This is a genomic window from Bacillus cereus group sp. Sample62 (assembly GCF_036851315.1).
Classification (GTDB): Bacteria; Bacillota; Bacilli; order Bacillales; family Bacillaceae_G; genus Bacillus_A; species Bacillus_A wiedmannii.
Genome location: NZ_JAFLPK010000001.1, coordinates 5,059,486 through 5,078,360, shown reverse-complemented (window position 1 = coordinate 5,078,360; position 18,875 = coordinate 5,059,486). Strand labels below are relative to the sequence as shown.

Below are 18,875 nucleotides of genomic sequence, written 5' to 3'. Positions count from 1 at the left end.
TTGTGTAGTTCATGGATAATTTTACAAAAATGGTATAATTATATTGATGCTCGTATAAGTAGAGAATGTACAACAATTTATAAAGGGGATGAATAAATGATCGGTGAAATGAAACGAGAAGCGTTGCACTCTTTAAAGGGAAAATGGGGACTAGGTGTTGGATCAACGATTTTATATTTTATTTTAAGTTATGTTGTTTCAATGGCTGCAATGCTTATACTGTTAATTCCAGGAATTATTATATTTTTCTTAGTTATTAGCTTAACTGGATCAGTTGAAGAGGAGACGATATCAATTGGAGCAGGTATTACATTTGGTATTTTTTATTGCATCATAATAATTTTGAGTAACGCATCGTATGGAATTACATCATACGGTTATACAAATGTATTTTTACAGATTAGTAAACGAGAAGGTGCTAAAGTAGATCACTTATTCGAAGGATTTCGTGGCTTTAAAAGAATGATGAAAACGATGTGGGCAATGCTTGCGATTTTGTTATATACAGGTACATGGATTCCAATGTTGCTAGTAGCCTTATTCGCATTTTTCGGTGAAGAAGGAAATACGTCGTTTACTATCGCTTTCTTTGTACTATTAGCTATTTCAATCGTTGTTATGATTGTGATGTATTTTTCTTATACGATGACGTACTATGTAATGATTGAAAACCCAGAGTATAGTGTGTCACGAGCAATGAAAGAAAGTAAGCATCTTATGAAGGGACATAAGTTAGATTTGTTTCTTTTATGGCTTAGTTTTATAGGATGGGGTATTTTAGCGATTTTAACACTTGGAATAGGTTTTCTTTGGCTTAGCCCGTATATGAGTACAACGACAGCGCATTTTTATCGCTATCTTTCAAAAGATGAATTGTAGTAGGGACATGCTATACTAATAGAGTTATTACGTATAGGAGGAACATTATGATTAGTGACTTAAAAGGAGAAGCGCTTGATTCATTAGAAGGGAAATGGGGATTAGCTGTCGGTGCAACATTATTGATTTCGATTCTTATTTCAGCTTTTAGTTTTAGTATCAATTTCATTTTCTCTCAGGTTTGGGATTGGAAAGAAGCAAATAGCTCACTTTCAGTAGACGTTATTTCAATATTGATGGTAGGTCCATTAACGCTAGGTGGTTATTATTTAGCACTGCATATCATTCGCGAAAAAGAAGCACGTATTGGGCATATATTCAGATGGTTTACAGAAGGAAGTAAGTTTATAAAGTCATTTTTATTATATATAGTAGTGAACATTTATATTTTCTTATGGTTTTTACTATTTATTATTCCAGGCATTATTAAATCATTTTCTTATGCGATGACGTACTTTATAATAAATGATCATCCTGAGTATTCTATAAATCAAGCTATTACAGAAAGCCGTCGTATGATGGATGGACATAAGATGGAGTATTTCATTTTATGTTTAAGTTTTATTGGTTGGTTTATATTAAGTTGTATTACACTCGGGATTGGATTCTTATGGCTCATTCCATATTTTTATACGACGTCAGCAGCTTTTTATGAAGAAATTGCAGAGGAATATTACGAGAAAAAAATTCCGACATTATAAAAACACCCAGTATGAGCTATTGGTTCATACTGGGTGTTTTTTGTAGAAATTTTATAAATTGATGACTAGTAAGTGGTTTACTGAAATAGTAACCTTGCATATATTTACAGTTGTTATTTTGTAGAAACTTAAGTTGTTTTTCCGTTTCAATTCCTTCAGCAACGACAGAAAGGTTTAAAGTATTCGCAAGGGAAAGGATAGTGGAAACGATGGCTCTTTCCTCAGGCCGATGATCGGCTAGTTGTGTAAATTCTCTCGGTACTTTTAATGTATCGATAGGGAAAATTGATAAATAAGCGAGAGAAGAATAGCCGGTACCGAAGTCATCAATGGACGTTTGAATACCATATTCCTTTAATTGCTTTAGCCTGGATAATGTTTCTTTTTCGTTGATCATCGCAATCCGTTCTGTTAGCTCAAGTGTTACATGATTTGGATCGGCTTTAATGTCTGTTAGTATTTGTGAAATGTTCTTGATTAAATTCTCTTGCTGGAACTCTTTTGCTGATAAGTTCACACTTATTTTTAAATCTGTGTAGCCGAAAGTATGCCATATTTTTAACTGGCGACAAGATTCTTTTAATACCCAATGACCGAGCGGAACGACTTGTGGCGTCTCTTCTACAATTGGAATGAACTCACATGGCGGAATGTCACCTAGGAGTGGGTGTTTCCAGCGTATTAATGCTTCGGCACCAATAATCTTTTTCGTCGTAATATCAACTTGTGGTTGATAGACGAGATAAAATTCTTCGTTTACTAAAGCGAGTGGTAAATCTTTTTCAATTCGGGCTTTTCGTTCCATTTTTTTATACAATTCTTTCGTGTACAGAGAGCTACCATTTTTTCCTTTATTCTTTGCTTCGTACATGGCCATATCGGCATGCTGTAAAATAGACAATGGATCTTCACCTGCTTCAGGATATATTGCAATCCCGATGCTCGGTGAGATTTGTAAATGTTGATTTTCGATTTCGAATGGTTCGTTCATGGCTGCTACAATCGTATCAGCTATTTTTTTTACATCTGGTCTTTTTTTATAATTTTCGATAAGGATTGTGAACTCATCTCCAGCTAGTCGGGCAAGCTTCATATTTGGTGTCGATAGTCTTTCGAGTCTTTTTGCTACTGCAATTAATAGAAGGTCTCCTACCCTATGACCGAGGGTATCATTAATAACCTTAAAGCGGTCTAGGTCGAGAAACATAACAGCAAAAGACCTTTTTGATATTTCGGATCGAGCAATTGCTTGTTCTACATATTGATGAAATGCACGGCGATTTGCAAGCTCTGTTAAAGTATCATGGTATGCCAGAAAATTAATTTGTTCTTGTTGTTGTTTGCTTTCCGTAATATCTTTAATCATTAAATAAACGCCAGAAATATGATTCTTTAAAAAGATAGGAACAGCTGTAACATGCAAGTAGTAAATATCTCTATTTTTATGATATGCCCGTATTTCTAAAGAAATAGATTTCCCCTTTTTTACGCGATGAAAGGCAGTAATGATTTCTTCCAAATCTTCTTCATATATAAGTGAATAGTAAGGCTGATTTAATAATTCATTCGTTTGATAACCGAGCAAAGTAGTACCAGCGTTATTCACTTTGAGAAAATTACCGTACAAATCTAAGGTGAAGATTGGATCTGGATGATGCTCGTATAAAGATTTAAACATCTGTTGGTTATGATATAGTTCATTTTTTTGTTCTACTAAATCTTCTGTACGTAGTTCAATTTGTTTTTCGAGCTCCGAGTTGAATTGCATTTGGGCTAGTAATAATATTTTATTTTGTCTTCGAACTAAACTATGTCGTATGAGAACGAAGGAGAAAGTTATCATAAGCCCGATTACTACAATAGGTGCAAAAACATATTCAACTAATATAAAAACGATAAGCATTACTACAGAAATATAAGGTAATGATAATCTGATCGATTCCCCAAGTTTAGGGGTTAATAGTACTTGCTCTTGTTTTTCAGGTTCTTTTGTATGCAGAATACAGGCCATTGCTACTAGTACTAAAGTTACTTGATAGAGAGGAGTAACTGTAAACATAGAATACTCTGGTGTGAAGTATTTGATATAAGCATAAATCGCGTCTGTAGTGGCATACAAAATTAAAGCACCTCCAAGAAGCGCACCAACTTTTTTTGATAATAAGGATAAAGGTTTGAATAAAAGATTGATTCCTATGAGAAAAAAGAGTAAATCGGCCATTGGATAGGTAAGTTGAACAAATATGTCGATATAGGATGTTGAAGAAACGTGAATGGTTCGTTCGATAAGTAAGTAGTAACTTAAAGTGAATTGGGCTGTAACAATAATACAAATATCACATATCATAAAAAGCTTTTCTAATAAATCTCGGTTATAGATGATTTCATATAGAAAGGCAAATGCAAAGCTAATTAAAAAAAGTAGGTAAAAAAAGTCAGACGGATCAACGAATGTATAGTAATCCTTTAAAATTAAACGTTGATAGGCAACGACTAAATCACCAATGAAATAAGAGAGGGTTCCAACAGATAATATGGTCCAAAATAAACGAGGTAACCCTTCTTTTCTATTTGAAAAATAAAGTATATAACTACAAGCGATAATATCAATGAATAAGGTACTCATTCCAATTAATATTTGAAAAGGAAATGAGTATTCATATAGAAAAGGCATTGCCACGTAATGAATCGCTATAGACAATAATATAATGCTTATAAGAATACTTACATGTGTTTGTTTTTTCATTTATCTCACCCACGGTATATACATATAAATTCCTCTTTTTATTTTTTATTGAAAAACATATATAATTTCTATACTTATTTTGCACAGGTATAGCGAGTTATAAAAATAGATTTTAATAATTCTCGTTTCTGACCCCAACATATCGACATAGGAATTTGAAGTTTGTTATAATGATTAAAATAGTTGCATTATTTAGAAAAATTTAAAAATAATAATTACTGCAACTAGGACATATTGTTTACTAAGTGAACTTGTTCTTAATTCAGGGGGGAGGGTTTCACAATGGCAAGTGTATATGAAAATAGTTATATGATCGTTTTGATTTTCTTGCTATTAGGTATATTGCTGCCGGTAGTGGCTCTTACATTAGGAAGGATGCTGCGTCCAAACAAACCAAGTGCAGCGAAAGCGACGACGTATGAGAGTGGGATTGAGCCCTTTCATGATGCAAACATTCGGTTTCATGCTCGTTATTATATTTTTGCTTTATTGTTTGTCATCTTTGATGTAGAAACTTTATTTTTATATCCATGGGCTGTTGCATATGACAAGCTCGGTTTATTTGCACTGATTGAAATGCTCATCTTTGTTGTAATGTTGCTAGTTGGATTAGCGTATGCTTGGAAAAAGAAGGTGTTACAATGGTTATAAATTTTGAGGAATTACATCCAAATGAACGAGCGGAATTAGAACGAAATATCTTTTTTTCTACATTGGAGCAGTTGAAAGGGTGGGCACGCAGCAATTCTTTATGGCCGATGACATTCGGACTAGCATGCTGTGCAATTGAAATGATGGGAGTAGGTTCGTCACATTACGATTTAGATCGATTTGGGTCATTCTTTCGGACTTCACCAAGGCAATCGGACGTTATGATTGTGTCGGGAACGGTAACGAAGAAGATGGCTCCTATTGTTCGGCGTTTATATGATCAAATGCCTGAACCAAAATGGGTGATTGCAATGGGATCTTGTGCGACAGCAGGTGGTCCATATGTAAATTCATACGCTGTTGTGAAAGGTGTGGATCAAATTGTACCAGTTGACGTGTATATTCCTGGCTGCCCACCGAATCCCGCAGCTTTAATTTATGGAATTAATAAATTGAAAGAAAAAATTCGTTACGAGGCAAAGACGGGAAAGCAGGTGACGAATAAATGAGTGATCCAAATAAAGACTTAGAGGATTTGAAAAGAGAAGCGGCTAGGCGTGCGAAAGAAGAGGCGAGAAAGCGTCTCGTTGCGAAACATGATGCGGAAATAAGGAAACTTGAGGAAGAAGATCGTGAAAAAGAGAAAGCGCTACCAAAAAATGATGGTATGACTGTGGAAGAAGCAAAACGGCGTGCAGCAGCGGCGGCAAAAGCAAAAGCGGCAGCATTAGCGAAGCAAAAAAGAGAAGGAATAGAAGAGGTAACGGAAGAAGAAAGGGCGAAAGCGAAGGCAGCAGCAGCCGCAGCCGCAAAAGCAAAAGCGGCAGCATTAGCGAAGCAAAAAAGAGAAGGAACAGAAGAGGTAACGGAAGAAGAAAGGGCGAAAGCGAAGGCGAAGGCAGCAGCAGCCGCAAAAGCAAAAGCGGCAGCATTAGCGAAGCAAAAAAGAGAAGGAACAGAAGAGGTAACGGAAGAAGAAAAGGCAAAGGCGAAAGCGAAAGCAAAGGCCGTGGCGGCCGCAAAGGCAAAAGCAGCGGCGTTAGCGAAGCAGAAGGCCTCTCAAGGTGATGGGGATTCGGGAGATGAAAAGGCGAAGGCAATTGCAGCAGCGAAGGCAAAAGCGGCTGCGGCAGCAAGGGCGAAGACAAAGGGCGCTGAGGGTAAAGCGGAAGAGGAGCCGAAGCAGGAAGAGCCATCCGTGAATCAGCCGTATTTAAATCAGTATGTTGAAGTTATTAAGGGGAAAATTGGAGAGGATACATTAGTAGATTCCTACATTAATAAACATTCAAAAGACGTGCCAACTCTTGTGGTGGGGCCCTCAAAATATTATGAAGTAATGGAGTTACTGCGATTCCATGAGGGACTTGCTTTTGATTATATGTCAGAGTTACATGCGACGGATTTTGTGACACATATGGAAGTGTATGTTCATTTATTTTCATATGGAAAGAAACAGTCAGTAGCGGTGAAGGTGAAGCTGGATAGGGAAGAGCCGCAAGTAGAATCGGTAACAGCGTTTTGGAAAGGCGCGGACTGGCCAGAACGAGAAGCGTATGATTTGCTCGGCATTGTATTTAAGGGACATCCGAATTTATCACGTATTTTAATGCCTGATGATTGGATAGGGTATCCGCTTAGGAAAGATTATGAACCGCATGATGTGGAGGTGTAGCTTATGATCCGTACGGAAGAAATGCTTTTGAATGTAGGTCCTCAGCATCCGAGTACGCATGGTGTGTTCAGGCTTGTTATTAAGATTGACGGGGAAATTATTAAAGAAGCTACACCGGTTATTGGATATTTGCATCGCGGGACCGAAAAGATTGCCGAGAGCTTACAGTATACACAAATTATCCCTTATACAGATCGAATGGACTATTTATCGGCCATGACGAATAATTACGTCATTTGTCATGCTGTAGAGACGATGATGGGGCTTGAAATCCCGGAGCGGGCTGAATACTTGCGAGTACTTGCAATGGAGCTTGGAAGGATTGCGAGCCACCTCGTTTGGTGGGGAACAAATCTTCTTGATATAGGAGCGGTCAGCCCGTTTTTATACGCGTTTCGTGAACGAGAGATGATTATAAATTTATTAAACGAATTATGCGGTGCCCGGCTTACTTTTAACTATATGAGAGTCGGGGGTGTAAAGTGGGATGCGCCGGACGGTTGGATTGAAAAAGTGGAAGAGTTTGTTCCGTATATGCGAGAGCAATTGGCAGGTTATCATGATCTCGTTAGCGGTAATGAGATTTTCTTAAATCGCGTAAAAGGCGTTGGTATATATAGCGCGGAAGAAGCGATTTCGTATTCTTTAAGCGGAGCGAATTTGCGGTGTACCGGAGTAAACTGGGATCTTCGCAAGGATGAACCGTACTCCATTTATGATCGTTTTGATTTCGATATTCCTGTTGGGAGTGTGGGAGATGCTTGGGATCGTTACGTTTGCCGCATGCAAGAGATTGAGGAGTCATTAAAAATTGTTGAGCAAGCTGTCCAGCAGTTCCCGAAAGACGGAGCTGTGCTAGCGAAAGTGCCGAAAATCATTAAGGCGCCTAAAGGGGAAGCGTTCGTCCGTATAGAATCGCCGCGAGGAGAGATTGGTTGCTATATTGCTAGTGATGGAAAGAAAGAGCCGTACCGCTTGAAGTTTCGCAGGCCGTCTTTTTACAATTTACAAATTTTACCGAAGTTATTGAAAGGTGAAAACATCGCCAATTTAATTACGATTTTAGGTGGAGTTGATATTGTACTTGGGGAGGTTGATGGCTGATGATTGAAACGCTCTTACAATCACCTTCAAGCTGGACGAATTTCTTCATTTTTTTCGGATTAGCGGTGCTTCTATTATTTGCAGTCCTGGGCTTCGTTACATATGGTATTTTGGCAGAACGGAAAGTGATGGGTTTTATGCAAGGGCGGATTGGCCCAAACCAAGTTGGGGGCCGGTTCGGTTTACTGCAAACGGTAGCTGATGTTTTAAAACTATTACTGAAAGAAGATAGTATTCCGAAAGCGGCAGATAAACCGTTGTTTATATTAGCGCCTGTCATTGCATTCGCACCGGCATTTATGGTGCTTGCAGTCATCCCGTTTACTGATAAATTTCAGTTCGCGGATATTGGCGTAGGCTTACTGTATTACATTGCTGTTTCTGGCATTACGACGATTGGTGTCGTAACCGGAGGATGGGCATCAAATAATAAATATTCCCTTTTAGGAGGGATGCGTGCGGCGGCGCAAATGATTTCTTATGAAATTCCGCTCGTAATGAGTGTAATTGGCATCGTTTTGTTAGCTGGTAGCCTGAATTTAAATGAAATTGTAGCGGCGCAGGAGAATGTTTGGTACATTTTCGTGCAGCCAATCGGTTTCGTCGTTTTCTTGATTGCGGCGGTAGCAGAGTTAAATAGGACGCCGTTTGATTTACCAGAAGCAGAGTCGGAACTTGTTTCTGGATATCATACGGAATACTCAGGGTTTCGATGGGCGTTTTTCATGCTTTCAGAGTACGTATATTTCTTCGGAATGGCATCTTTAATTACAGTGCTCTTTTTAGGCGGATGGAATCCAGTTATGTTCCTTGGATTTATTCCAGGAGCTGTATGGTTTGCTTTGAAATTTAGCAGTGTAGTCTTTCTATTAATTTGGTTCCGCGTTACGTTTCCGCGTATAAGAGGTGACCAGTTAATGGAGTTTGGCTGGAAAGTATTATTGCCAATTGCACTTGCGAATATTTTCTTAACGGCATTGATTAAGGAGTTATTCTTCTAATCTATGAGGGGGGTGCCAGTAAGAGATGAAAGGACTATTTAAAGGATTAAAATATACATTAAGCAATTTGAGTAAGAAGAAGGTGACTTACGATTATCCGAATCAACCGTTGCCATTGCCAGACCGCTTTCGAGGTATTCAAAAGTTTTATCCGGAAAAGTGTATTGTTTGTAACCAGTGCTCCAACATTTGTCCGACAGACTGTATTCAGTTAACGGGGAAAAAACATCCGGATCCTACGAAAAAAGGAAAAATTATCGACACGTACGATATTAATTTTGAAATTTGTATTCTGTGTGATTTATGTACAGAAGTTTGTCCGACAGAGGCGATTGTTATGACAAATAACTTTGAGCTCGCGGAATATTCACGTGATGATTTATTTAAAAATTTGCAGTGGCTTGACGAAAACGACGAAAACGTCAGGAAGGAGAATAAAGCATGAATGGCGAGTTTGTAGCATTCTTCATACTATCCTTGTCTGCAATTATCGGCGGTGTTCTTATGTTGAACTTAACGAAAGTCATGCATATGATGCTAGCTCTCGTTCTGACATTTCTTAGTATCGCAGGTTTGTACTTTCTTTTATCGGCCGAATTTATAGGGGTTGCACAAATTTTACTTTACTCTGGTGCGATCACAATTATTATGATTTTTGGCATTATGTTAACACAACATAACGCAGAAAATGAATCACGTCTTACTCTTCGAAAATGGATTATCTTCTTTGCAGTTGTAGCATTTGGGGCAGTTATGTATTTCGCTGTTAACAATATTGATTTTGCAAATGAAAGCACACAAGGAAGTTTACCTCTCCATGAAAAAAACACACTTCAAATCGGTACACTTCTCTATTCGAAATATATTATTCCATTTGAGTTAACCTCAGTTATTTTACTTGTAGCACTTGTTGGCGCGATTATACTTGCGAAGAAGGATGAGAAAGAGGAGGATTCCAATGAGTAGCGTTCCAGCTTCTGCATATTTAACGCTTGCGATTATTTTGTTTTGCATCGGTTTGTTTGGAGCTTTAACGAAGCGAAATACAGTGATTGTATTAGTTTGTATTGAATTAATGCTTAACGCGGCCAATTTAAATTTAGTCGCGTTTAGTAAATTAGGTTTGTTTCCAAATTTAACAGGGCAAATTTTCTCTCTATTTACGATGGCTGTAGCAGCAGCGGAGGCGGCGGTAGGACTCGCCATTTTAATTGCTTTGTATCGTAATCGTACGACGGTTCATGTAGATGAAATGGATACGCTCAAAGGATAACATTGTGACCGAAAAGGGGGAAGGAAACAATGATCGATTATGCATGGCTCATACCGCTTTTCCCGCTTGTTTCGTTTTTTTTATTACTTATATTCGGGAATAAAATTAGAGAAGGAAGCAGTGTACTTAGTATTTTTCTCGTCTTTCTCTCCTTTATATTTGCGGTACTTGTATTAATAGAACGGTTTTCGAAAGTAGGATTGAAGCATAAGTGGGTATGGCTTAGAACGGGAGATATTGATATATCATTTGGCTTTGAAGTGACTGCATTAGGGGCTTTAATGCTGTTTATCGTTACACTTGTGAGTTTACTTGTACATGTGTATTCGAAAGGTTATATGAAAGGTGATGAAAGATTACCAACCTTTTATGCCTATTTAGGGCTCTTCACATTTGCGATGCTCGGGCTCGTTATTTCACCGAATTTATTACAGCTTTATATATTTTGGGAGTTAGTCGGCCTCGGTTCATTTTTACTCATCGGTTTTTATTTTTTTAAAGAAGAAGCGAAGGCTGCTGCGAAAAAGGCTTTTATTATGACTCGTATTGGAGATGTCGGTTTATTTATTGGGATGATCTTAATTTTCTGGCATGCAGGTAGTTTTGAATATGACGCAATATTTAGGGCGATTCATACGGGAGATCTTACCCCTACGATGATTACAATAACAGCGATACTAATTTTTATCGGTGCGATGGGGAAGTCAGGTCAGTTCCCGCTTCATACGTGGTTACCAGATGCGATGGAAGGGCCGACGCCTGTTTCGGCACTTATTCATGCGGCGACGATGGTCGCAGCTGGCGTGTATTTAGTGGCGACGATGTTCCCGCTATTTTCAGCAAGTACGGTGGCGATGCAGACGGTGGCAATCGTTGGAGCTTTCACCGCAATCTTTGCGGCTTCTATCGGTCTTGTACAAACGGATATAAAGAGAGTACTCGCTTATTCTACGGTTAGCCAGCTAGGTTATATGATGCTCGCATTAGGATCTGCTGGTTATGTAGCTGGTGTTTTCCATTTAACGACACACGCCTTTTTTAAAGCGCTACTATTTTTGGCGGCAGGAAGTGTCATTCATGCAGTGCATACGCAAGACATTAATAAAATGGGCGGTTTACAGAAGAAGATGAAAGTAACGGGTGCACTATTTTTAATCGGTACACTTGCAATTAGTGGGGTTCCGCTCTTTTCCGGTTTCTTTAGTAAAGATGAAATTTTAGCGGTGACTTGGATGAATGGCAATTACGTTTTATTCATATTAGCAGTAATTGCAGCGTTCTTAACAGCATTCTACATGTTCCGGCTATACTTCCTTGTCTTTACTGGGGAAGCAAAGCCGAAGGAAGATGTGCATGAATCGCCCCGCATTATGACGTATCCGATGATCGTTCTTGGGGTCCTTGCAGTAGTGGCAGGTTATATAAATACACCGTGGTTTGGGACGTTTCTCGGGGATTGGCTTACGAAAGATGTAGCATTTAAAGCGCGAGAGGCACACGGACCAGTTTGGATTATGATTGTTGCGACGCTCGTTTCATTTGCTGGGATTGCTCTTGCATATTTCATATATGGCAAGAAATCTATTTCTAGAGATTGGGCTGGGGGTGAGGGAACACCTCTTTATAACTTTTTGAAAGAAAAATATTATGTGGATGAACTATACAATATGACGGTGCTCCCTATTACGAAGGGAATCGCCCATGTGCTTCGCTTATTTGAGGTGTATGTAGTCGAAGGAATTGCCGTTTTAATAGGGAGTCTAGTTAAAGGGATAAGTGGACTCGGTTCTAGACTCCAAAACGGAAATGTACAAGTGTACGGCACTGTAACAGCTGTTTCGCTTGCAGTACTCGTCATTATTTTGCTCTATACGGGAGGGGATTTACGATGAATGATTTGTTATTAACGTTCTTCATTTTTTCCCCGCTTTTAGGAATTCTCTTACTTGTATTAACACCGAAAAAAGAATCGCGTACTGTGCGAGCGCTTGGTTTATTTGGGACGGCGCTTCCATTTGGAATCGCTATCGTCCTCGCTTGTACATACGCTTCTGGAAAGAGTTTGTCGCTATTCGATGAAAAAGTGAAATGGATTAAATTTGGGGATTTAGCAGCGGTGGATAAAAGATGGTTTTCCATTTATTATGAGCTTGGTATTGATGGTTTATCGCTCATTATGATGGTGCTGACGGCCCTTCTAGCGATGCTTGCAGCAATTGCGGCATTTACTATTAAAAGGAACTTGAAAGCCTTTTATATGCTGCTACTCATGTTAGAAATAGGGATGCTCGGCGTCTTCGCTGCTCAAAATTTAATGTTGTTCTTTATCTTCTTTGAAATTACGTTGCCGCCAATGTTTTTATTAATTGGGAAGTGGGGGAAATTGTCGAGTGAAAAGGCTGCTTATAGTTATTTAATATATAACGGTATTGGTTCCGCTATTTTACTCATCGTTTTCTCAGTTTTATTTGCAAAAACAGGTACAACAAATATTACAGAGCTTAAAGAAATATTAACGAGTGTAGGTGCTGTGGGAGGAATGACTGTCTCAAGTAGCGTACAGTTCGGTTTGTTTCTTGCCATAATGATTGCCTTTGCGATTAAACTACCGGTGTTCCCGTTACATCGCTGGATGGTCAATGTGCATGTTGAAGCGCATCCGGCTGTAGTTATGCTTCATGCAGGCGTTTTACTGAAGATTGGAGCATACGGTATGATTCGCTTTGGAAAGGGGTTATTCCCGGAATACTTTCGCGAGTTTGCAACGCTCATCGCGGTTTTAGGAGTCATCAATTTATTGTACGGAGCCTTCTTAGCGCTCATCCAAACGGACTTTCGGAAGGTGCTTGCTTACTCTAGTATTTCGCATATGGGCATCGTATTAATGGGCCTTGCGGCGTTAAATGCACCAGGTACACAAGGGGCACTATTCCAAGTTGTCTCTCACGGTTTAATTGCAGCCTTACTCTTTTTCTTACTTGGCGTTATAGAACAGCGCTTTGGAACTTCGGACATTACAGCGCTTGGCGGACTCGCAAAAAGTGTTCCGGTACTTAGCGGTTTCTTCTTAGCAGGAGGAATGGCATCACTTGGATTACCAGGAATGTCTGGATTTGTTAGCGAGTTTCTTGCCTTTCTCGGTTTATTCCAAGGGGAGCCAATCATTGCTGCAGTCGGTGTACTTGGCATCATTTTAACCGCTGTATACGTATTAAGGGCAACACTTCAAGTGACATTTGGTAAGAAAGAGTGGGAAGCGAAAGCTGATATACACGGATGGGAGTACGTCCCTATATTGCTACTTATCTTCTGCATTATTGCAATTGGAGTAATGCCAGAAATACTAGGGGATCCGCTTCAAAATACATTGAAAACATTGGGGGTGAAGTAGGATGGATATGAATACGTTACTTAGCTTATCATGGCATCTCATGGTGCCAGAATTCATTATTCTCGGAGCTGCCATCCTTCTTTCCATATGTGATTTGTTTTTTAAGTTGAACCATAGATATGTAGCGCTTAGTGCAATCGCAGCCGTCATATTAGCAATCGTGTCATTAATTACGCTATATGGTGAACCAGTGGGAGATATTTTAAACGGATCGTTTGTGTTAGATGGGTTTTCAAAAGGGTTCAAAACGTTGTTGTTAGGCGGAGCGGCCCTCATCTTATGCACCGCAATGAGCGATGATAAGAAGGAGCCAATTGAAGATAAGGGAGAATATTATTACTTATTTTTAATGGCACTTCTTGGGGCGATGTTTATGGCTTCTAGTGTCGACTTCATTACACTTTTCGTCGGTTTAGAGTTGCTTTCACTTTCTTCATATATTTTAGTAGGAATACGAAAAAAGAATCGTGCATCAAACGAGGCGGCCATGAAATATGTCATTAATGGAGGAATTGGAACGGCAATCACACTCTTTGGAATGAGTTATTTATACGGCATTACGGGGTCGACCAATATCGTGGATATGCAAAAAGTATTTGCCGGGGAACTGGCTAGTGGTATTCAGTTATTGTTAGCTCTCGCATTTCTACTATTGCTCGTTGGACTCTCTTTTAAAATTGCGACAGTACCATTTCATATGTGGGCACCAGATGTGTACGAGGGAGCGGCTACGCCTGTTACTGCTTTTCTCGGGACGATTTCTAAAATTGCAGGGTTCTTATTAATTACTCGTCTGTTTCTCATGGTTTTTGCAAGTGTATCGGTGCAAGGAGACATGCAATCTTTATACGGACGTATGAGCATATACATTGCAGTACTAGCGAGCATTACGATGATTATTGGAAACGTAGTAGCGTTAAAGCAATATAACGTAAAACGCCTATTTGCCTATTCGGGAATCGCACATGCGGGATATTTACTCGTTCCGCTTGTAGCGTTATCACCATTTACGATGGATAGCATGTGGTTTTACATGCTTGCGTATATGCTTATGAATATAGGCGCGTTTGCGATTATTCACGGCTTAATCTTACAAAGCGACAAAGAAAACATTACCATTTTCACCGGATTATATAAGCGGTCGCCATTTACAGCGATAGTGATGACAATTTTTATTTTATCGTTGGCCGGGATACCAGGAACAGCTGGTTTCATCGGGAAAATTAATATCTTTTTAGGTGCACTGCATGTAGAGCCAGCTCATTACGTACTAGCTTCCATTATGATGGGGACGACAGTCATCTCATTCGTATATTATTTCCGTATTCTACAGCAAATGTTTTTCAGGACGGGAGAAGTGGAAGGGAAAATTCGTTTGCCATTGAATATAAAGGTTGTTATGAGCCTTTGTGCAATCTCGATTGTAATACTAGGGATTACGCCGATGATTGGATACAATTTCTTTTATGAATATTTTCCATTAATGAAGGATTTCTTCTTCTTAGGGAACGTGGTACAATAGTGAAAATAAAAGGTGTGGAGTTGTTACTCTGCGCTTTTTATTTTGTGTGAATTACAATTGAAAATGCATGTAGGTATATGTTTTTTGAGAGCAAATTACGATGTGAGATGTAAGATGCTTATTTGTATTTGAAAAAGTGTGGTTCCTACTTATTATGGTATCGTTTTTTATAGTATTTCGTAAGTAGTAGCTGGGTAAAAAGGGGTCGATTTTTTGGCACATCTTTTAGGGCAACAAGCACTGATTGCCATTGTTTCGCATTTATTGTTTATTACCATTACGTGGTGGGCCTTACAAGGTATTCACATTGAGCGTTTAATGAAGTCTGGAAAGGTGATGCAGACGCGAGTGTTACTCATCTTAATTACAATTGCAATTGGGACATCTGTAAGTAACTTTTTTCTTGATTATTTAGGCTATTCAAAGAGTTTAACGTATTTAGTAAAGTAAGTGTATAGAACCTCATATCTCCGTTAACAATGGGGATAGGAGGGGATGAAATTGAAGCTTAAAGCCATTCTTATTGTTGTGATAAGTGTTGTTTTATTTTTGGTTGGATATAGAGAAATGAAACCGATCAGCGATGAACAGAAAATGGAGAGCATGATTGCAACTTTAGAGAAAAATGATGCTAAAGTAGAGAAGTGGTCATGGTTAGCGCGAGAAACAAAAACAATTTCTAATATACATACGTTTCAAAAGTTGTTAAACGATGTGAAGGACAAGGCGAATATTCAAAAGTGGGAATTAGAGCAATCTCCAGATGGATATAAAGCTACATCCTATAAAAAGTTTTCTTCTTATGAAGAACGAGTAGTAGTAACATGGAGTAAGGAAAATACTAAAGAAAACACTTTCATTATTTTTGAAGTAAGCGGGGCGAAATGGGACCCGAAGTACATTCAGAAAACAAATAAAATTTTTAGTGAAAAACCTATAATTTACACTTGTGTTCAAGGTGTACTGAATGATAAGATTGAAGGTGTTTTGCAAAATAAAACCAATCAGGTTTTGAAAGATCTTTCAGCAAGAGCGATCGAACAGATAGAAGAAAGAGCATTTGTGTCAGTCTCCGCATATAATAAAAAGTGGGATGACGCTCTTTCAACAAATAGAGAGAAAATAAATGTGCAAATAGCAATACGTTCTACAGACAACAAAGATACAATTGTGGTTGGCACACCGATCATAACTTCTGAGTATTGAGTGAATAGATACTGAAAAAAGGACACGGAGGGGAATAATTTGGAAAAGATCATCGTCCGTGGCGGAAAGCGGTTAAACGGCACAGTGCGTGTTGAGGGCGCAAAAAATGCTGTATTACCTATAATCGCTGCAGCCCTATTAGCGAGTGATGGAAAGAATGTACTATCTGAAGTACCAATTTTGTCTGATGTATACACAATTAATGAGGTATTACGTCATTTAAATGCTGAAGTCGTATTTGAAAATAACCAAGTAACAATCGATGCTTCTAAAGAACTAAACATTGAAGCACCATTTGAATATGTACGTAAAATGCGTGCATCTGTTCAAGTAATGGGACCATTACTTGCACGTAACGGTCGTGCTCGTATTGCACTTCCTGGTGGATGTGCAATTGGTTCACGTCCAATTGACCAACATTTAAAAGGCTTCGAAGCAATGGGAGCAAAAGTACAGGTTGGTAATGGTTTTGTTGAGGCATACGTTGAGGGAGAACTAAAAGGAGCTAAAATTTATTTAGACTTCCCAAGCGTGGGCGCGACAGAAAACATTATGTCTGCAGCTACATTAGCAAAAGGGACAACAATCCTTGAAAACGCAGCGAAAGAACCAGAAATCGTTGACTTAGCTAACTTCTTAAATGCGATGGGAGCGAAAGTACGCGGAGCTGGAACTGGAACGATTCGTATCGAAGGCGTTGATAAATTATATGGTGGAAACCATTCTATTATTCCTGACCGTATTGAAGCGGGAACATTCATGGTTGCAGCGGCAATTACTGGTGGAGACATCTTAATTGAAAATGCTGTACCTGAACATTTACGCTCAATTACAGCGAAAATGGAAGAAATGGGTGTTAAAGTTATTGAGGAAAATGAAGGTGTACGTGTTATCGGCCCAGATAAGTTAAAAGCGGTTGATATTAAAACTATGCCTCACCCAGGTTTCCCAACAGACATGCAATCACAAATGATGGCATTATTACTACAAGCTGATGGAACAAGTATGATTACAGAAACGGTATTCGAAAACCGCTTTATGCACGTTGAAGAATTCCGTCGTATGAATGCTGATATTAAAATCGAAGGTCGTTCTGTTATTATGAACGGTCCAAACAGCTTACAAGGTGCTGAAGTAGGCGCAACTGACTTACGTGCTGCTGCTGCATTAATCTTGGCTGGTTTAGTATCGGAAGGTTACACTCGTGTAACTGAGTTAAAGCATCTTGACCGTGGTTATGTAGATTTCCATAAGAAATTAGCTGCATTAGGTGCAACTATTGAACGTGTAAACGAAAAAGTAGAAGAAGTGAAAGAACAAGAAGTTTCTGATCTTCACGCTTAATTGAAATAGTCTCTACGTCTTTTGACGTAGGGGCTATTTTTTTTGGGTTATTACTGTTATAGTCAATAAATTCTATACTTATGCACGTACCAGTAAAAATATTTAGAAAATTTTTGTTTTATCCTGCGTTAACTGCCCGTAAACATTCGATTGGTGCGGCTGATTAAAGTTTCACTTTATATGATACCCCTTCAGTATGTTCTAAAAGAAAGAGTTGTTCCATAAGAATGAATGGAGTAAAGCTTTTGGATATTGGGGGAAATAAGATGAAATTTTCAAAGCCACTTTTCATCACAGTAGCGCTTCTAATAGCGCTCGTTATCATTGTACCTGCTGCTCTTGTTATTCCGTTTGCGAAAGCAAAAGTGGGGGAAGAAGCAGCTTCTAAAACTCCTCCAGCAATAGAAAGTATACCAGCTCCAGGGAAAGTGGATACAGCGGTTCAAGTTGCTGTATATCGTGATCAGCAAAAGAAGGTAGAAACATTACCTATGGAGGAGTATGTGACCGGTGTAGTAGCTTCTGAGATGAATGCCAGTTTTGAAATAGAGGCGCTAAAGGCGCAGGCATTAGCAGCGAGAACATTTGTGGTGCAGCGTATGCTAAGCGGAGGAAAGAAAAACAATGCGGACGTGACCGATACGGTGAAAGATCAAGTGTACAAAAGCAAAGAAGAATTGAAGAAACAATGGGGTAATAACTATGAAAATAATTTGAAGAAAATCGAAGAAGCCGTTTCGAAAACTGCAGGACAAGTTTTAACATACGATGGAAAACCAATCTCAGCATCCTTCTTCTCAACGAGTAATGGCCGGACAGAAAATGCGGCTGATTATTGGGGAAATGATTATCCGTACTTAAAGAGCGTAGATAGTCCGTGGGATCAAGCCTCTCCAAAATTTACGAGCGAGCAAACTTTTACAGTAGCTGACTTTCAAAAACGTCTTGGTGTGAAGGTGTTGGCAGACGGAAAGGTTGGAAATATTAAAGATCTTACGGAAGGAAAGCGAGTAAAAGATGTAGCATTTCAAGGGAAAACATTAACAGGAAAGCAAGTTCGTGAAAAGTTAGATTTACGCTCTTCTGACTTCACGTGGAAACAAGAGGGGGATAAAATCGTCGTTACAACGAAGGGATTCGGTCACGGCGTTGGCATGAGCCAATACGGAGCAAATGGCATGGCGGCGGAAGGTAAGAAATATACAGATATCGTTGCTCATTATTATAAGGGTGTCGAAATAAAGTCGATGAATGATTATGAAGGAAAGTTAATGGTGAAGAAGTAGGGGGGAAAGAGACCGTTCCAAGAGCTATGTTGGGACGGTTTTCTTTTGTTAGTAGATAGGTTCCTTGTCGAATCGTTGATATATTAAAAAAATCGT

General features: G+C 39.0%; 18 protein-coding genes. 17 read left to right on the top strand and 1 reads right to left on the bottom strand.

From position 1 onward, the window contains the following. Positions 1 to 96 precede the first annotated feature (96 nt). Positions 97 to 879 carry a DUF975 family protein gene (locus tag J0835_RS26105; protein ID WP_087983306.1) on the top strand — a complete coding sequence of 261 codons (783 nt, stop codon included), beginning with the start codon at positions 97 to 99 and terminating at the stop codon, positions 877 to 879. Positions 880 to 926: 47 nt separating this feature from the next. Continuing rightward, positions 927 to 1,580: a DUF975 family protein gene (locus J0835_RS26100; RefSeq protein ID WP_087983304.1), complete on the top strand. Its 654-nt coding sequence runs from the start codon at positions 927 to 929 to the stop codon at positions 1,578 to 1,580. 16 nt (positions 1,581 to 1,596) lie between these two features. Here J0835_RS26100 and J0835_RS26095 read toward each other — a convergent pair whose 3' ends face one another. After that, entirely contained in the window at positions 1,597 to 4,326 is a 2,730-nt protein-coding gene (locus J0835_RS26095) for a putative bifunctional diguanylate cyclase/phosphodiesterase (RefSeq protein ID WP_087983302.1), read from the bottom strand. 282 nt (positions 4,327 to 4,608) lie between these two features. Between J0835_RS26095 and nuoA the strand changes: the two genes are divergently transcribed. The 15 genes from nuoA (at position 4,609) to spoIID (ending at position 18,779) form a co-directional block, all read left to right on the top strand. Next, complete coding sequence (gene nuoA, locus J0835_RS26090) at positions 4,609 to 4,977, top strand: NADH-quinone oxidoreductase subunit NuoA (RefSeq protein WP_000179273.1); 369 nt, start codon at positions 4,609 to 4,611, stop codon at positions 4,975 to 4,977. After that, positions 4,968 to 5,486 (top strand): NADH-quinone oxidoreductase subunit NuoB, encoded by a 519-nt coding sequence (gene nuoB / locus J0835_RS26085; protein WP_000236331.1) that lies wholly within the window; start codon positions 4,968 to 4,970, stop codon positions 5,484 to 5,486. The genes nuoA and nuoB overlap by 10 nt, the downstream gene beginning before the upstream one ends. After that, positions 5,483 to 6,652, top strand: a complete 1,170-nt coding sequence (locus tag J0835_RS26080) for an NADH-quinone oxidoreductase subunit C (protein WP_333728182.1) — start codon at positions 5,483 to 5,485, stop codon at positions 6,650 to 6,652. Before nuoB ends, J0835_RS26080 begins: the two co-directional genes overlap by 4 nt. A gap of 3 nt (positions 6,653 to 6,655) precedes the next feature. Next, positions 6,656 to 7,756 (top strand): NADH-quinone oxidoreductase subunit NuoD, encoded by a 1,101-nt coding sequence (gene nuoD / locus J0835_RS26075; RefSeq protein WP_000621434.1) that lies wholly within the window; start codon positions 6,656 to 6,658, stop codon positions 7,754 to 7,756. Continuing rightward, positions 7,756 to 8,757 carry an NADH-quinone oxidoreductase subunit NuoH gene (gene nuoH / locus J0835_RS26070; protein WP_000573430.1) on the top strand — a complete coding sequence of 334 codons (1,002 nt, stop codon included), beginning with the start codon at positions 7,756 to 7,758 and terminating at the stop codon, positions 8,755 to 8,757. The genes nuoD and nuoH overlap by 1 nt, the downstream gene beginning before the upstream one ends. A gap of 25 nt (positions 8,758 to 8,782) precedes the next feature. Next, positions 8,783 to 9,202, top strand: a complete 420-nt coding sequence (gene nuoI, locus J0835_RS26065) for an NADH-quinone oxidoreductase subunit NuoI (RefSeq protein WP_000677191.1) — start codon at positions 8,783 to 8,785, stop codon at positions 9,200 to 9,202. After that, the gene (locus J0835_RS26060; protein ID WP_001012824.1) at positions 9,199 to 9,723 is read left to right on the top strand and encodes an NADH-quinone oxidoreductase subunit J; all 525 of its coding nucleotides are present in this window, start codon (positions 9,199 to 9,201) and stop codon (positions 9,721 to 9,723) included. Before nuoI ends, J0835_RS26060 begins: the two co-directional genes overlap by 4 nt. After that, on the top strand, positions 9,716 to 10,030 hold the full coding sequence (nuoK, locus tag J0835_RS26055) for an NADH-quinone oxidoreductase subunit NuoK (RefSeq protein WP_000100078.1): 315 nt from the start codon (positions 9,716 to 9,718) through the stop codon (positions 10,028 to 10,030). Before J0835_RS26060 ends, nuoK begins: the two co-directional genes overlap by 8 nt. Positions 10,031 to 10,059: 29 nt before the next feature. Further along, entirely contained in the window at positions 10,060 to 11,922 is a 1,863-nt protein-coding gene (gene nuoL / locus J0835_RS26050) for an NADH-quinone oxidoreductase subunit L (protein WP_087983296.1), read from the top strand. Then, positions 11,919 to 13,421, top strand: a complete 1,503-nt coding sequence (locus J0835_RS26045; RefSeq protein ID WP_087983294.1) for an NADH-quinone oxidoreductase subunit M — start codon at positions 11,919 to 11,921, stop codon at positions 13,419 to 13,421. Before nuoL ends, J0835_RS26045 begins: the two co-directional genes overlap by 4 nt. 7 nt (positions 13,422 to 13,428) lie before the next feature. After that, positions 13,429 to 14,943, top strand: coding sequence for an NADH-quinone oxidoreductase subunit NuoN (gene nuoN / locus J0835_RS26040; RefSeq protein ID WP_333728188.1), 1,515 nt, complete (start codon positions 13,429 to 13,431; stop codon positions 14,941 to 14,943). A 213-nt stretch (positions 14,944 to 15,156) separates the two neighbouring features. After that, positions 15,157 to 15,393, top strand: coding sequence for a DUF1146 family protein (locus tag J0835_RS26035; RefSeq protein ID WP_002016201.1), 237 nt, complete (start codon positions 15,157 to 15,159; stop codon positions 15,391 to 15,393). Positions 15,394 to 15,444: 51 nt separating this feature from the next. Continuing rightward, positions 15,445 to 16,149: a YwmB family TATA-box binding protein gene (locus J0835_RS26030; protein ID WP_371399484.1), complete on the top strand. Its 705-nt coding sequence runs from the start codon at positions 15,445 to 15,447 to the stop codon at positions 16,147 to 16,149. Positions 16,150 to 16,188: 39 nt separating this feature from the next. Next, entirely contained in the window at positions 16,189 to 17,493 is a 1,305-nt protein-coding gene (gene murA / locus J0835_RS26025; RefSeq protein ID WP_333728181.1) for a UDP-N-acetylglucosamine 1-carboxyvinyltransferase, read from the top strand. 266 nt (positions 17,494 to 17,759) lie between these two features. Beyond that, positions 17,760 to 18,779: a stage II sporulation protein D gene (gene spoIID, locus J0835_RS26020; RefSeq protein ID WP_087983291.1), complete on the top strand. Its 1,020-nt coding sequence runs from the start codon at positions 17,760 to 17,762 to the stop codon at positions 18,777 to 18,779. Positions 18,780 to 18,875 lie beyond the last annotated feature (96 nt).